Source organism: Herbinix hemicellulosilytica, from assembly GCF_002904165.1.
GTDB classification, from domain to species: domain Bacteria; phylum Bacillota; class Clostridia; order Lachnospirales; family Lachnospiraceae; genus Mobilitalea; species Mobilitalea hemicellulosilytica.
In genome coordinates, this window is record NZ_CVTD020000008.1 from 449,181 (window position 1) to 463,853 (window position 14,673).

At 37.2% G+C, this 14,673-nt stretch carries 16 protein-coding genes; 14 read left to right on the top strand and 2 right to left on the bottom strand.

Translation table 11 applies throughout. The features are described 5' to 3' along the window. Window positions 1–25 precede the first annotated feature (25 nt). The gene (thiI, locus tag HHT355_RS03010; RefSeq protein WP_103202030.1) at window positions 26–1,201 is read left to right on the top strand and encodes a tRNA uracil 4-sulfurtransferase ThiI; all 1,176 of its coding nucleotides are present in this window, start codon (window positions 26–28) and stop codon (window positions 1,199–1,201) included. A 66-nt stretch (window positions 1,202–1,267) separates the two neighbouring features. Here the strand turns inward: thiI and HHT355_RS03015 are convergent, their stop codons facing one another. Next, entirely contained in the window at window positions 1,268–1,501 is a 234-nt protein-coding gene (locus tag HHT355_RS03015) for an HPr family phosphocarrier protein (RefSeq protein ID WP_103201966.1), read from the bottom strand. A 164-nt stretch (window positions 1,502–1,665) separates the two neighbouring features. On the opposite strand from HHT355_RS03015, the gene mtaB reads away from it, so the two are divergent. The 12 genes from mtaB to HHT355_RS03075 all read left to right on the top strand — a co-directional run bounded on the left by mtaB (window position 1,666) and on the right by HHT355_RS03075 (window position 12,305). Beyond that, window positions 1,666–3,000 carry a tRNA (N(6)-L-threonylcarbamoyladenosine(37)-C(2))-methylthiotransferase MtaB gene (gene mtaB, locus HHT355_RS03020; RefSeq protein ID WP_103201967.1) on the top strand — a complete coding sequence of 445 codons (1,335 nt, stop codon included), beginning with the start codon at window positions 1,666–1,668 and terminating at the stop codon, window positions 2,998–3,000. Between the two features lie 94 nt (window positions 3,001–3,094). After that, entirely contained in the window at window positions 3,095–3,355 is a 261-nt protein-coding gene (locus tag HHT355_RS03025; RefSeq protein ID WP_103201968.1) for an IreB family regulatory phosphoprotein, read from the top strand. 40 nt (window positions 3,356–3,395) lie between these two features. Next, window positions 3,396–3,854 carry a Holliday junction resolvase RuvX gene (ruvX, locus tag HHT355_RS03030; protein ID WP_103201969.1) on the top strand — a complete coding sequence of 153 codons (459 nt, stop codon included), beginning with the start codon at window positions 3,396–3,398 and terminating at the stop codon, window positions 3,852–3,854. Window position 3,855: 1 nt separating this feature from the next. Continuing rightward, entirely contained in the window at window positions 3,856–4,122 is a 267-nt protein-coding gene (locus HHT355_RS03035; RefSeq protein ID WP_103202031.1) for a DUF1292 domain-containing protein, read from the top strand. A gap of 35 nt (window positions 4,123–4,157) precedes the next feature. Next, window positions 4,158–4,625, top strand: coding sequence for a Fur family transcriptional regulator (locus HHT355_RS03040; protein ID WP_103201970.1), 468 nt, complete (start codon window positions 4,158–4,160; stop codon window positions 4,623–4,625). A gap of 216 nt (window positions 4,626–4,841) precedes the next feature. After that, entirely contained in the window at window positions 4,842–6,527 is a 1,686-nt protein-coding gene (locus HHT355_RS03045; protein ID WP_242967513.1) for a ribonuclease J, read from the top strand. A 69-nt stretch (window positions 6,528–6,596) separates the two neighbouring features. Continuing rightward, entirely contained in the window at window positions 6,597–7,019 is a 423-nt protein-coding gene (locus HHT355_RS03050; RefSeq protein WP_103201971.1) for an endolytic transglycosylase MltG, read from the top strand. A 34-nt stretch (window positions 7,020–7,053) separates the two neighbouring features. Next, window positions 7,054–7,713 (top strand): O-methyltransferase, encoded by a 660-nt coding sequence (locus tag HHT355_RS03055; protein ID WP_103201972.1) that lies wholly within the window; start codon window positions 7,054–7,056, stop codon window positions 7,711–7,713. 262 nt (window positions 7,714–7,975) lie between these two features. Next, window positions 7,976–9,223 (top strand): peptidase U32 family protein, encoded by a 1,248-nt coding sequence (locus HHT355_RS03060; protein WP_103201973.1) that lies wholly within the window; start codon window positions 7,976–7,978, stop codon window positions 9,221–9,223. Window positions 9,224–9,364: 141 nt separating this feature from the next. Continuing rightward, window positions 9,365–9,985, top strand: coding sequence for an RNA polymerase sporulation sigma factor SigK (sigK, locus tag HHT355_RS03065; RefSeq protein WP_103201974.1), 621 nt, complete (start codon window positions 9,365–9,367; stop codon window positions 9,983–9,985). Between the two features lie 319 nt (window positions 9,986–10,304). Beyond that, complete coding sequence (locus HHT355_RS03070) at window positions 10,305–10,718, top strand: GtrA family protein (protein WP_103201975.1); 414 nt, start codon at window positions 10,305–10,307, stop codon at window positions 10,716–10,718. A gap of 189 nt (window positions 10,719–10,907) precedes the next feature. Next, window positions 10,908–12,305, top strand: a complete 1,398-nt coding sequence (locus HHT355_RS03075; protein ID WP_103201976.1) for a bifunctional folylpolyglutamate synthase/dihydrofolate synthase — start codon at window positions 10,908–10,910, stop codon at window positions 12,303–12,305. A gap of 50 nt (window positions 12,306–12,355) precedes the next feature. On the opposite strand, the gene HHT355_RS03080 is transcribed toward HHT355_RS03075, so the two are convergent. Continuing rightward, complete coding sequence (locus tag HHT355_RS03080; protein WP_158245875.1) at window positions 12,356–13,378, bottom strand: DUF5050 domain-containing protein; 1,023 nt, start codon at window positions 13,376–13,378, stop codon at window positions 12,356–12,358. Between the two features lie 138 nt (window positions 13,379–13,516). On the opposite strand from HHT355_RS03080, the gene pheA reads away from it, so the two are divergent. Then, window positions 13,517–14,662 carry a prephenate dehydratase gene (pheA, locus tag HHT355_RS03085; RefSeq protein ID WP_103201978.1) on the top strand — a complete coding sequence of 382 codons (1,146 nt, stop codon included), beginning with the start codon at window positions 13,517–13,519 and terminating at the stop codon, window positions 14,660–14,662. Window positions 14,663–14,673 lie beyond the last annotated feature (11 nt).

The window sequence follows — 14,673 nt, forward strand, 5'->3', positions numbered from 1 at the left end:
AATAAACGGAAAGGTTAAGATGAGTATGTTTAAAGCATTTTTAATAAAATATGCTGAGATCGGATTGAAGGGAAACAACAGGTATCTGTTTGAAAACGCTTTATGTGACAGGATAAAGGATGCTTTAAAGCCTTTAGGCACTTTCAGGGTATTTAAAGAACAGGGCAGGGTTTTTGTTGAATGCCCCGAGGATTATGACTATGAGGAAACTGTTGAAGCTTTAAAGAGGGTATTTGGCATATCATCATTTTGCCCTGTTGTGACTGTAGCAGATACTGACTGGGAGAGTTTAACCAAAGCCGTTGGGGATTATGTAGAGGCCATGTATCCGGATGCGGATTTTACTTTTAAGGTATTTGCAAAAAGGGCGGATAAGAATTATCCGATTTCATCTCCGGATATTTGCGGTATGATGGGAGCTTATCTGCTTGGCAGGTTTCCCAATCTTAAAGTGGATGTTCACAATCCTGAAGTCAGTTTAAACGTAGAAATTCGCACAAAGGCATATATATACTCCGTTGAAATACCGGGACCCGGCGGAATGCCTGTAGGTTCCAACGGAAAAGCCATGCTTTTATTGTCCGGAGGCATTGACAGCCCTGTTGCCGGTTACATGATTGCTAAAAGAGGCGTATCCGTGGATGCGGTATATTTCCATGCTCCCCCGTATACCAGCGAGAGGGCAAAACAGAAAGTAATAGATCTGGCAAAAAAAATATCCCGCTATGCCGGCAGGATGAAACTATTTGTGGTTAATTTTACGGACATACAGCTATATATTTATGACCAGTGTCCCCATGACGAACTTACTATCATTATGCGCAGGTATATGATGAGGATTGCCGAGCATTTTGCAAAGCAAGAAAACTGTCTCGGACTTATAACAGGAGAAAGTCTTGGCCAGGTGGCCAGTCAAACTATGCAAAGCCTGGCTGCCACCAATGAAGTTTGCACCATGCCGGTATACAGGCCACTTATTGCCTTTGACAAAAAAGATATTGTTGAGATTGCGGAAACTATAGATACTTACGAAACATCAATTCAGCCGTATGAAGACTGCTGCACTATATTTGTGGCAAAACATCCGGTTACAAAACCCAATCTTAAGAAAATCCGTCATTCGGAAAGAAAACTGGAAGAAAAGATCGACGAGCTGTTGGAAACAGCCCTTAAGACAGTTGAGATAATTGAAATAGAATAAAATTTAGATAGAATTTATACTAATAATATAGAGCTGCCTGCTTTGGCAGCTCCAAAAATCTTATATTTATTCGACGATATAAGGTTTTAGTGTTTTAAGAATCTCATCCAGGTTCTCTTCTGCATGTATGTGCAAATCGATAGGTTTGGATAAATCAAGGCTGAAAATACCCATTATGGATTTTGCATCTATAACATATCTGCCTGAAACCAAATCAAAATCGGAATCGAATTTGGTAACATCGTTAACAAAGGCTTTAACCTTATCAATTGAGTTTAAGGATATCTTAACTGTCTTCATGGAACTAACCTCCTTTATTATCAATATAAGTATATACTATAATTTAACAATTTAAAAGTCAATATACAAAGTATATAAAAAGGTGTCAGGCACCATGAACAAATTGTGAATAATCCGTTCACAATTTGTTCACAGTGCCTGACACCGAAGAAAGGATGTAAGGAATGAAAAAAACGGCAGCATTTTTGACTCTGGGCTGCAAGGTCAATTCATATGAGACCGAAGCCATAAGAGGTATGTTTGAAGCTGCAGGTTATGAAATTGTAGATTTCAAGGAGCTTGCTGATGTATATGTGGTAAACACATGCACAGTGACCAATATCGCAGATAGAAAATCCAGGCAGATGCTTCATCAGGCAAGAAAAAGGAATCCCGAAGCTATAATAGCGGCTGTCGGCTGTTACGTTCAGGCGAAAGAAGAGGAACTTTTAAATGACAGCAGTGTGGACCTGGTTATCGGAAACAACAGGAAATCTGAAATTGTCAGGTTGGTTGAAAAATATATATCCGATAAAAATAGCTATAACATGGTAGTTGATATAGATGAAGAAAAGGAATATGAAGATCTGCATATTATATCAACCATGGAAAGAACCAGGGCTTTTATTAAGATTCAGGACGGTTGCAACAGATTCTGCTCATACTGTATAATTCCTTACGTAAGGGGAAGAGTAAGAAGCAGGGATGAAGAGGATATCCTTGCAGAGATCAATAAACTGGCAGGTATGGGCTATAAGGAATTTGTCCTGACCGGTATCCATATTTCATCTTACGGTACTGACGGTAAAATTAAGAAGGAAGATAATGATGATATGCCTTTGGCAAAATTGATAAAGGCTATTTCCGTAATTCCCGGTGTGGAAAGAATCCGTCTGGGATCTTTGGAGCCCCGTATTATAACGGAAGCTTTTGTAAAAGAGATGGCGGGCGTAAAGCAGTTTTGCCCTCATTTTCATTTGTCATTGCAAAGCGGCAGCGACTCGGTGCTTATGCGTATGAATCGAAAATATACCGCCGAGGAATACGAAGAAAAAGTAAGGCTTATCAGAAAATATTTTGATATTCCGGCCTTTACTACCGATGTTATAGTGGGTTTTCCGGGAGAAACCGAGGAAGAGTTTAAGGAAACTCTTGATTTTGTGCAAAGGATCGGCTTTTCCCATATACATGTCTTTAAGTATTCCAAAAGGGAAGGCACCATAGCCGCAAAAATGCCGAATCAAATACCCGAAGCCATAAAACAGCAAAGAAGCAATGAACTTATATCTGTGGCAAAAAAAATGTCTATGGATTATAAGGCTTTGTTTTTGGGAAGAATAGAGAAAATATTATTTGAAGAAGAAGAGGAAATTGATGGGGTTAAATATCAAATAGGCCATAATGAGCGTTATGTAAAATTTGCCCTTAAATCCGATGAGAATTTAATTAACCGTATTGTTCATGTAAAAACTGATATATTATTAACCGATGATTTGCTGTTATGTACAATGCAGCAATAATTTAATTGAATTTTCAACATATATATATTATAGTAGAGTATAAGGAATTTTTAGTTAAAGAGGATCAAACCCTAACTGGGAAGGATGTGATTCTATGCCAAAGGTTAACAATACACAGTATTTCAAAGTACAGAAAGATGCGGATACGAATGTGTCGGATGTGATTCATTCGGTTTTCGCCGCTCTAACGGAAAAAGGGTATAATCCTGTAAGCCAGATAGTCGGATATATAATGTCGGGAGATCCAACCTACATAACCAGCCATAAAGGGGCTAGAAGCCTGATAATGAAAGTTGAGAGAGATGAAATAATTGAAGAGTTGCTGAAATTTTATATAGAGAAGAAGTGTAAATAAACAAGCACTAGCAAACAGATAGACTTAAGGGAGATAAATAATGAGGATCATGGGACTTGATTACGGATCCGTCACAGTCGGGGTTGCAATAAGTGATCCGCTTTTACTAACAGCGCAGGGGATTGAGGTTATTCAAAGAAAACAGGAGAATAAACTAAGAAGAACCTTAGCAAGAATTGAAGAACTTATAAAAGAATATGAGGTAACCAAAATAGTTGTTGGTTACCCTAAAAATATGAATAATTCCATCGGAGATCGGGCAAAAAAAACAGAAGAATTTGCTGAAATCCTCCGCAAAAGAACAAATCTGGAAGTAATTTTATGGGATGAGCGACTTACTACCGTTTCTGCTGACAATGTTCTTACAGAAGGAGGATTGTCATTAAAAAAGAAAGAATCTGTAATCGATATGATTGCAGCAGTATTTATTTTGCAGGGATATTTGGACAAACTGTATAATCAGAAGGATAACGGTAAAGAAACGGAAAGGTATGAGTAATATGGGAAACAAGCCTGACGAAATTGTATTTACAACGGATGACGGAGAAGAAGTAGTATTTGAGGTAATAGAACAAACCAGACTTGGTGGAGTAAATTATCTTTTGGTATGCACAACAGACGGGGAAGAAGAGGAAGCTCTTATCCTTAAAGATATATCAAAAGATACGGATGCGGAAGCCGTATATGATATAGTTGACGATGACGCGGAATTTGCTTACGTGTCCGAAGTTTTTAAAGAATTATTGGATGATATAGAACTTTATTAATTGCATTGATATATATTAGATGGAACGGTGATAAAATGCCTAACAATCAAGAGCAATTCAAAGATTTATTAAGGAAGAACGGACTTAAGGTTACAAATCAGAGAATAGCGATTTTGGAGGCACTAAGCGATAGACCGGGTGAACATTTGACCGCTGAGGAAATTTATGATGTTGTCAAGAAAGATTATCCGGATATCGGCTTGGCGACCGTGTATCGTACTATTCAATTGTTATCGGAATTAAATCTTATTGATAAACTTAATTTGGATGATGGATATGTCAGATACGAAATAGGTAGTGAAAACCCTGAAGAAAATTGCCACCATCATCATCATTTAATATGTCTTGATTGTGGAAATATTTATGCATTTCAGGATGATCTGCTTGAGAATCTAGAAAGTAGGATTAAAGAAACTCTCGGATTTGACGTGGTCAATCATGAGGTTAAGCTATACGGCTATTGCAAGGAATGCATAAATAATAGGGCAGTGAAGTCTAATTAATATATCATGCACTTATATAATGGATAAATATGTACATAAACCATTGGAGGTGCAATTTTTTTGAAAGAAAAGGAAACATTGACAGTAATAAAGGACAGAAAAACTGCCGGAATTAGAAAGAATATAAATAATACAGCAAATATAGCAAACGGTAAAAGTACCGCAAAAAGGAGCATTAGTAACGGAAACGGTAAAACAAGCAGTTTGACAAATAGCATAGAATCATCAGTAAAGACAGACAATAAAAAAACCGGAGGATTAAAAATTATTCCTCTTGGCGGTCTTGAAAAGATCGGTATGAATATTACGGCTATTGAATACGATGACACCATTGTGGTAATAGATTGCGGTTTGTCATTCCCGGAGGATGATATGCTGGGAATCGATTTTATTATTCCCGATGTAACATACCTTAAGGAGAATATCGAAAAGGTCAAAGGGTTTGTAATAACCCACGGCCATGAAGACCATATTGGGGCTTTGCCCTATATATTAAAAGAAATTAATGTGCCTGTATATGCCACAAAACTTACTACGGCAATCATTGAAAACAAACTTAAAGAACATAATCTTTTAAAAGGCACAAAACGAAAAGTTGTAAAATACGGACAATCTATTAACCTGGGTTGTTTCAGGATTGAGTTTGTAAGAACCAATCACAGTATTGCCGATTCGGCTGCGTTGGCAATATTCACTCCTGCGGGAATTATATTCCATACTGGAGACTTTAAGATAGACTATACACCGGTATTCGGCGAGCCTATTGACCTTCAGAGAATCGGTGAAATAGGAAAAAAAGGCGTACTGGCCCTTTTATGTGACAGTACCAATGCCGAAAGACCCGGATACACCATGTCGGAAAGTACCGTAGGAAAAACTTTTGACAGTATTTTTGCGGACCATTACATGCAGAGAATTATTGTGGCTACATTCGCTTCAAACGTGGACAGAGTACAGCAAATTGTAAATTCTGCGGTTAAATACGGAAGGAAAGTAGTCATCGAAGGCCGCAGCATGGTTAATATCGTAACCACAGCTTCCGAGCTTGGGTATATTAATATACCTGACGGTGTGTTGATCGATATTGAGCATATGAAGAATTATACCGACGACCAGCTTGTGGTAATTACCACAGGAAGCCAGGGAGAATCCATGGCTGCCCTGTCAAGAATGGCAGCTTCAATTCATAAAAAGATAACCATTAAACCGGGAGATGTGGTAATACTTAGTTCAACACCGATTCCCGGCAATGAAAAATCCGTTTCAAGGGTTATAAATGAGCTGTCCATGAAGGGGGCAAAAGTAATTTATCAGGATACCCATGTATCCGGTCATGCTTGTCAGGAGGAAATTAAATTAATATATGCACTGACTAAGCCCAAATATGCGATTCCGGTTCACGGGGAATACAGGCATCTTATCCGTCATGCTGAAATTGCCCAGATGATGGGTGTATCTAAAGACAATATATTTCTTTTGTCTTCCGGGGATGTACTTACAATCACCGAGGAAAAAGCCGAAGTTACCGGTGAGGTTACCGCTCAAGGTATCCTGGTTGACGGTTTAGGTGTCGGAGACGTCGGAAATATTGTGCTTCGCGACCGTCAGATGCTTTCCGAAAACGGTCTGATTATTGTAGTTATATCCCTGGAGAGGGGATCAAATCAGGTACTTGCCGGTCCCGATATAGTTTCCAGAGGTTTTGTATATGTAAGAGAATCCGAAAACCTTATGGAAGAAGCAAAAGAAGTAGTAAGAATTGCATTAGACAGGTGTCTAACCAGATATATTACCGATTGGAGCAGAATTAAGACGGAAATAAAAGACTCATTAAGCGATTTCATTTGGAAAAAGACCAAGAGAACTCCCATGATTCTGCCGATTATAATGGAAATCGAATGAAAAGCATATCCCGAAAGCTATAAACTTTCGGGATATCCCTTATATTTTAACAGTTAGGAGAGCAAAATTATGGCTTCTTCATCTACATTTTTTAAAGTAACATTTAAGATATCAAGTTTTATTCTCAGGTTACTTTTAAATATTATATTTTTTATTCTGGTAATAGTTTTTGTCATTTACGGCAGCCGGACTGCTTTTGATTTTACATATCAGTTATACGGACCGGTATCCGTAGATCCGGAGCCCGGAAGAAACGTATATATTGAAATCGGTAAGGGCGAATCTACTATGGAAGTTGCCAAAAAGCTTGAATTATACCGTGTGATTAAAAACAAATATGCGTTTTATTTAAAAACCAAGCTTCAAAGCGAAGTACTTATGCCGGGCAAATATGAAGTTAACTCATCCATGACCTATGATGAAATACTTGATATAATAACCGATTATTCAAAGTCGTTGGTACAGACTGAACAGATTGATGAAACCGATTAAGTATGCATTTATCTTAAGAAGGATTTGAGGCAAGATGATTACTCCGGAGAGAATTGCGGCATATATAAAATCCCTGGATAAAGAACTGCCGCCTGAGCTTTATAATTTGGAAAAGGAAGCTTTAGAGAACATGGTTCCGATTATTCGCAAAGAAATTCAGGGAGTTATCCGCTTTTTGCTGACAATAAAACAACCGAAAAGAATTTTGGAGGTCGGAACAGCCATTGGCTTTTCCGCCCTCTTTATGAGTGAGTATTCACCGCATGATTGTAAGATTACCACTATTGAAAAAGTTCCCATGCGCCTGGTTGAAGCAAGAAAAAACCTGAAAAGTGAAGCCTTTCCCCACAGGAATAAAATAAAACTGCTTGAGGGGGAAGCCATGGAGATTTTAAATAATCTGGCAAATGCAAATGAAACTTATGACTTTATATTTCTGGATGCCGCCAAGGCCCAGTATTTGAACTTCCTTCCCTTGCTGATGAAGCTGCTGGAAAAAGGAGGACTGCTTCTGTCCGATAACGTCCTGCAGGATGGCACCGTTATAAATTCCAGATACAGCATTACCAGAAGGGACAGGACCATTCATACCAGGATGAGGGAATATCTTTATACAATAACCCATATGGACGAATTGGAAACAATAATTCTTCCTATTGGTGACGGGATCACAATCAGTTACCGCAAGCAATAAGGTGAAATCCGACTGTAACCGTGATTTGAATCACAGGATAAACGGTATTAACGGATTAATATGTTATAAGAAGGACATGAAGGCAGGCTTTCCGTATGTAAGTGTAAATTAAAGTGCTTTAAATTTAGTTTCAATCAAAATAAAATGTCCAAGAATTGCTAAAAATTTTTTATATAAATAATAAAATAAATAATAAAAAAATCATTTTTAAATTATGGATTAAAATAAAAGCCTTTGTTACTTTTATAGAAAGAAGGATATTATGAATTTAGACAGAAGAAAGCCGGAGCTTTTAATGCCGGCAGGGGACCTGGAAACTCTTAAAATAGGAGTAATGTATGGGGCCGATGCCTTATACATAGGCGGCGATATGTACGGGCTTAGGGCTAAAGCAAAGAATTTTTCCATGGAAGAAATGAAAGAAGGCATTGCCTTTGCCCACAGTCATGGTAAAAAGGTTTATGTTACCGCCAATATAACGGCCCACAATAATGATCTTGAAGGAATAAGAAAATATTTTATGGAGCTTAGGGAGTTTGGGGATGATAAGCCGGATGCGCTTATTATAACTGATCCGGGGGTGTTTTCGATTGCAAAAGAAGTAGCCCCTGAGATTGAGATTCATATTAGTACCCAGGCTAACAACACCAATTATGCTACTTATAGATTTTGGTACAACATGGGGGCAACCAGGGTGGTTGCCGCAAGAGAATTATCCTTAAAGGAAATAGCAGAAATAAGAAAAAACATTCCCGAAGATATGGAAATTGAGGCTTTCGTTCATGGGGCTATGTGTATAGCTTATTCGGGACGATGCCTTCTTAGCAATTATTTTACCGGCAGGGATGCCAATTTGGGCGAATGTACCCATTCATGCAGATGGAAGTATCATTTGGTGGAAGAAAAAAGACCCGGGATGTATCTTCCTATCGAGGAAAACGAACGGGGAACATATATCTTCAATTCCAAAGACTTGTGTATGATTGAGTATATACCTGAACTTATAAATGCCGGGGTTAACAGCTTTAAAGTTGAAGGAAGGATGAAAACCGCCCTGTATGTGGCTACAATAGCAAGAAGCTACAGGAAAGCTATTGATGACTATTTTACAGACCCCAAGCTTTATGAAGAGAATAAAGCCTTATATCTGGAAGAGGCCAAAAAAGGGGTCAATCGTCAGTTTACCACCGGCTTTTTCTTTAATAAGCCGACTTATGAGGACCAGATATATGACCGAAGCACTTACGAGAAATCATATACTTATCTTGGGACCATTACAGGAGAAAGAGACGGGTTGTATAATCTGGAACAGAGAAACAAATTCTTTGTCGGAGAAGAGATAGAGGTTATCAGGCCGAATTGGGAGACTATCAAAGCTGTTGTAAAAAGGATTACCGATGAGGAAGGTAACGATATGGACAGTTGTCCCCATCCTAAGCAAAGTATTTATATCGATCTGGGGGTTAAGCTTTATCCTTATGATATATTAAGACGAAAAGAGCAGGCTTAAACTAATACAGGCATAGGCTTTTTCGACGATATAGCAAGTACTTTTGCTCTTTTTGTCCTTTTTTAAGATGGATAGGCACTTTATGTCATTTATATTCATAGTATAGTAATGAATCATTAAGCATTGAGGGTGCCTATCTTCGTGAAATCATTTCCAAAGCCGTTAAGTACAAAGGAAGAAGCTGATTATCTGCTACGATGCAAAGCAGGAGATAAAGAAGCCAGAAACATATTGATTGAACATAATTTAAGGTTGGTAGCCCATATAGTTAAAAAGTATAGTATGTCAGACAAGGAAACGGATGATTTAATATCGATCGGAACAATTGGTTTGATTAAAGCGATCGATACTTTTGATGAAGAGAAAGGGATTCGCCTGGCTACCTACGCATCCCGCTGTATTGACAATGAACTTCTTATGATGTTAAGAAGTAACAAGCGGCTGAATAAAGAGGTTTATCTGTATGATCCTATAGGTTCCGACAAAGAAGGCAACGAAATCAATCTGTTGGATATAATAGAAGAAACGGACACGGATATTGTAGAGAATATTGTTTTGGAAGAGGATATAAAAAAATTATATAATGTAATAGATAAAGTGTTAACAGACAGGGAAAAGGAGATTATATCTTTAAGATATGGGCTGATTGGAAGAAGAGAAGTAACCCAAAGAGAAATAGCAAAAAAACTTGGTATTTCAAGGAGTTATGTCAGCCGTATTGAAAAAAAGGCATTAAAAAAATTAAGGGAATGTTTTGAATAAAAATGGATAGTAAAATGAAAAGAGAACTGTCGCAAATTATTATGGGATACGGTAAAGCTTTATTTACCTGTATCCTATAAATATTTTGACAGTTCTTTTTTGGTTTTTGTCAAGTGTTAGGGTTGGGGAATGGTATATCAAATTATATTAAAACACCAGGTATGAAATCTTTTTTACTAAAGTTGGCGAAAAAATATATTTTTTCTTGACGAAAACGGGTTGTAAGGGTATGGTATATTTGATTATGAATATAGGATAAAAAATTGGTAATAGGTATCTTACAAGAATTTTATATATACGTCGCTGTTTTGGAGGAAAAATGAATAAACTGATAAAAAAGATAGTAAACAAAGAAACAATATCCTATACGGTAGCAGGCATATGCACCACACTGGTAAATTTAATCAGCTACGAAATTCTGTATAGACTGGGGTTGTCAAATCTGATAGCAAATGGCCTAGCCTGGATAATAGCGGTGGCCTTTGCTTATGTAGTGAATAAATGGAATGTTTTCCACTCAAAAAGTGAAAGTTCCCGGGATGAAACCGTTAAAATCATAAAATTTTTTATTGCAAGGGTTGTTACTTTAGGAGTTGAACAGGCAGGAATGTATCTGTTTGTAGAAGTTTTGGGAATTTATCGCTGGTTTGTCAAAGGAGCACTGGCTGTAATAGTTATTGTAATAAACTATATATTCAGTAAATTCTATATTTTTAAGAGGAAAAAAGATTAAGTTAAGGCTATAAGCTGATATTAGGAAGTAAAAATATTGGATAAATGATAAATACTTAAAAAGTTATGTCAGTAGCGTAAATGAATAAGGTTTAAGTAAAATCAGCAATAGTGAAAGCTCTAAAAGAAGCGCTGACTGTTATCTATAAAACACTTATTGAAAAATAAAGCCGTATATAGGAGAAAGATAATGACATATAATGAAGCTTTAGATTTTATAGAACAGGCAAAAAAATCCGGTACAATCCTCGGCCTTGCAAATATAAGGGAATTGCTGCGAAGACTTAATAATCCTCAGGAGAAGCTAAAGATTATTCATATAGCAGGAACCAACGGAAAAGGATCTACGGCAGCCTTTATTACATCAATTCTTTGTGCCGCAGGATATCGGGTGGGACGTTTTATTTCTCCGTCTGTATTTTCTTACAGAGAAATGATTCAGATATCGGAAATCAGGCGTACAAGCGACAATGTAAAAGGGGCCAAAGAGTATGATTTATATACAGAATATATTTCTGAAGAAGATATACAGGAACTTATATGCATGATTAAACCCCTTTGTGAGGATATGGTTAGAGAAAAGCTTTCGCATCCTACATCTTTTGAGATAGAAACAGCCATGGCGTTTTTATATATGGTTAAAAAGAAGGTCGATTTAATGGTCCTGGAAACCGGTATGGGAGGGAGGCTTGATGCTACAAATGTAATATCCCGTCCAGTATGCAGTGTATTTACTTCAGTCAGCTTTGACCATATGCAATATCTTGGGGATACTCTTGAGCAGATTGCCACGGAGAAAGCCGGTATAATGAAGCCGGGTTCAGTTGCGATAACCTGCAATCAGAAGCCGGAAGTACTGTCGGTATTTAAAAGAAAAGCAGAGGAACTTAATATACCTTTGATTATTGCAGACAGTGCGAATACAGGAAATATACGGTATAATATAAGCCATACCGATTTTTCATATACAGACCAAAATATTACCGAAAATTATAAGATACTGCTTTTGGGAAAACATCAGGTTCAGAATGCCGTTTTGGCTGTTCGGACCGCCAGGGTTTTAGAAAGTCTGGGATACAATATTAATGAGTATGCTATCAAAACAGGCCTGTGGATGGCAAAATGGCCCGGAAGGTTTGAAAGGGTTGCGAATAATCCCGATGTTTTTATAGACGGTGGCCATAATGAGGAGGCTGCCATAAGGCTTAGAGAATCTATTGAAATGTACTTTACAAATAAGAGATTAATATTTATCATAGGGGTACTAGCGGATAAGGATTACAAAAATATGCTAAGAATCCTTGCTCCTTTGGCGGATACTATTATAACCTTAACTCCAAGTAACCCCAGGGCTTTGCCTTCGGATAAACTTGCGGGCGAGGCGTCAAAATATTGCGGTAATGTAATTGACGGAATTGATATAAGGCAAGCTTTAAAAAAAGCTTATAAAGAGGCAAAACAAAACGATATTATTTTTGCTTTCGGGTCGCTATCATTCCTTGGAGATTTTATAGATGAATTAAGAATACGAAAAAATTGCGATCTAAAAGATAAAGAAAAAAGTGAATATATTTGTCATAAAAAATAAGGTTTACCACAGAAAACTTGTCCGTGGTAAACCGGTAATTTGCCGTTTATTTATGGATTTAGGTCCGGCGGGTTAAAAATGCTTACCTTTGCTTTTCCGTCTGCCGGTATAATATAAGTGTTGGTATTGTCCATATCCTTAAAGAAAACATAATTTTCTGTTACATGAATTTGTTTGAAATGACCTTCCATCAAAATTTCGACTGCGGATGTTTCCAGATTCATTCGGCATAATTTGCTGTTGTCCGCATCATTCACCTGATAGTAAAGATATTTACCGGAATTTGTAATATTATAGGCGGAGCATTTTTCTTTTACAAGTACAGTACGGTCCGTTCCGTTAAGGCTCATCCTGTTTATGGTACCTGCAGACCGGTCGATATAATATATATAATCACCGAAAAAGACAGGATAAGCAAAATCACCTTCAATAAATGTACCGGTTGTAAAGCTGGATAAATCAAGGTAACTGATACTGTAATCAGAATCGGCTTCTGTATAATATAATCTGTCGTTAATTACAGCAGCCGGTATAGCAGGCTCAATCAAAAGCAGCCTTTGATGAGAGCCGTCAGTCTGATTTCGGTAGAGGCTAACACCTCTGTCTACATCGTAATTTTGATAATACAGATGATTTCCCTTTAAAGTAATGTAACTGCCTGGCTTACTGCTGATAAGTTTAAGGCCTTCACCGTTTCGGTTTATACGGTAAATACCTGTATTATTAAATGGAAGGCTGCTTCCTGAATTAACCGATTTGGTATCAACGGCTCGGATATAATATATATAATTTTCATCGACATTTATATAGGCAGCTTTGTCATCATGAAGCTTTTTAATATCTGTGGCATCAGATTTCATCATATAAAGGCTGCCGTTATCTTTATCATTGCTGAAATAGATTATGCCGTCCTTTTCACAAAACAGGCCACCGTTATAAATGTTGCCCGCCGTATTGCCTATAAGGTTCTCATCATTGGCGAAGGTTCGATTCCAGGAATATAAAAGAATGCCTGCTAATGACAAAGTTGTAATTATAAAAAGTGTCAGCAAGACTTTTTTTATGGTTGACAAAAAGGACCCCTCCAATTTTATTATAAATAAAGCTAATTTTATTGTATATAAAGATACACATATTATATATCGGCCCGAGGGAATCGACAATTAATACAGGAATTATAAATAAGATAAATAATTTCACGGAGGAATTTTATGAATGATATGTTAAAATTAAGAAATGAAATTGATGAAGTTGATAAAAAGCTTAAGGAGCTTTTTGAATACAGAATGGATCTTGTTTTAAAAATAGCTGAATATAAGAAAAAAAACGGGATTCCGGTTTATGATCCGGCAAGAGAAGAAGAAAAGTTAAGCCAGCTAAAGAATTCTTTAGCTGATAAAAAAAATGCAGATGCAGTTGTCGAATTGTTTTCTCAAATAATGGCTATAAGCAGAAGGGCACAATACGCAGCAATTAATTCGGCAGACGATCTGGGGTTTACAGCTGTTGATGAATTCGAAGCAGGGGATGATACCGTTATTGCCTACTATGGTGAAACCGGTTCCTTTACCGAACAGGCCATGCTTGAATACTTCGACGGTAAGGGAAAAGGGATTCCTATGGGTACATTCGAAGAGGTCATGGAAGCCCTTAAAAATAACAAAGCAGATTACGGTGTTCTTCCCATTGAAAATTCCTCAACCGGTACTTTGTCAGATATTTTTGACTTACTTGCGGAATATGATAATTATATAATAGGTGAACACGTTGTAGCTATCAATCATATTCTTTGGGGACTTCCTGATGCAGAATTATCGGATATAAAGAGGGTATATTCCCACCGCCAGGGTTTATTGCAGTGTTCAAATTTTCTGAAAAAGTATCCGCACTGGGAATTGGTTGAAGGAGGCAGCACTGCCGGGGCTGCAAAAAAAGTTAGTATGGAAAATGATATAACTCAGGCAGCCATTGCAAGCAGAAGAGCCGGTGAAACTTACGGATTAAAAATACTTAAACCCTCTATACATAATGAGGAGCATAACCAAACCAGATTTATCATTATATCAAATAAAAGAAATTATATCAGGAATGCAAAACGAATAAGCATTTGCTTTGTACTTCCGCATAAAAGCGGTGCCCTTTATCATATGCTGTCGCATTTTATCCATAATAATATAAACTTAACAAAAATCGAATCAAGACCTATAAAAGGCCAGGCTTTCAGATACCGTTTCTTTATAGACTTTGAAGGTTCCCTGGAGGATCTTGAAGTGAAAAATGCCTTACTTAGCATAAAAAAAGAAGCATTGGAAATGAAAATATTAGGATCTTATGTTCCTGTTCCCAATAGCAATTAAAAATTATTTCA

Coding starts and splice junctions, on each gene's coding strand:
- HHT355_RS03015 (WP_103201966.1), bottom strand. CDS start 1,501: ATGAAGACAGTTAAGATATCCTTAAACTCAATTGATAAGGTTAAAGCC.
- HHT355_RS03060 (WP_103201973.1), top strand. CDS start 7,976: ATGAATTTAGACAGAAGAAAGCCGGAGCTTTTAATGCCGGCAGGGGAC.
- ruvX (WP_103201969.1), top strand. CDS start 3,396: ATGAGGATCATGGGACTTGATTACGGATCCGTCACAGTCGGGGTTGCA.
- HHT355_RS03075 (WP_103201976.1), top strand. CDS start 10,908: ATGACATATAATGAAGCTTTAGATTTTATAGAACAGGCAAAAAAATCC.
- HHT355_RS03055 (WP_103201972.1), top strand. CDS start 7,054: ATGATTACTCCGGAGAGAATTGCGGCATATATAAAATCCCTGGATAAA.
- mtaB (WP_103201967.1), top strand. CDS start 1,666: ATGAAAAAAACGGCAGCATTTTTGACTCTGGGCTGCAAGGTCAATTCA.
- HHT355_RS03050 (WP_103201971.1), top strand. CDS start 6,597: ATGGCTTCTTCATCTACATTTTTTAAAGTAACATTTAAGATATCAAGT.
- thiI (WP_103202030.1), top strand. CDS start 26: ATGTTTAAAGCATTTTTAATAAAATATGCTGAGATCGGATTGAAGGGA.
- HHT355_RS03035 (WP_103202031.1), top strand. CDS start 3,856: ATGGGAAACAAGCCTGACGAAATTGTATTTACAACGGATGACGGAGAA.
- HHT355_RS03025 (WP_103201968.1), top strand. CDS start 3,095: ATGCCAAAGGTTAACAATACACAGTATTTCAAAGTACAGAAAGATGCG.
- HHT355_RS03070 (WP_103201975.1), top strand. CDS start 10,305: ATGAATAAACTGATAAAAAAGATAGTAAACAAAGAAACAATATCCTAT.
- HHT355_RS03040 (WP_103201970.1), top strand. CDS start 4,158: ATGCCTAACAATCAAGAGCAATTCAAAGATTTATTAAGGAAGAACGGA.
- pheA (WP_103201978.1), top strand. CDS start 13,517: ATGAATGATATGTTAAAATTAAGAAATGAAATTGATGAAGTTGATAAA.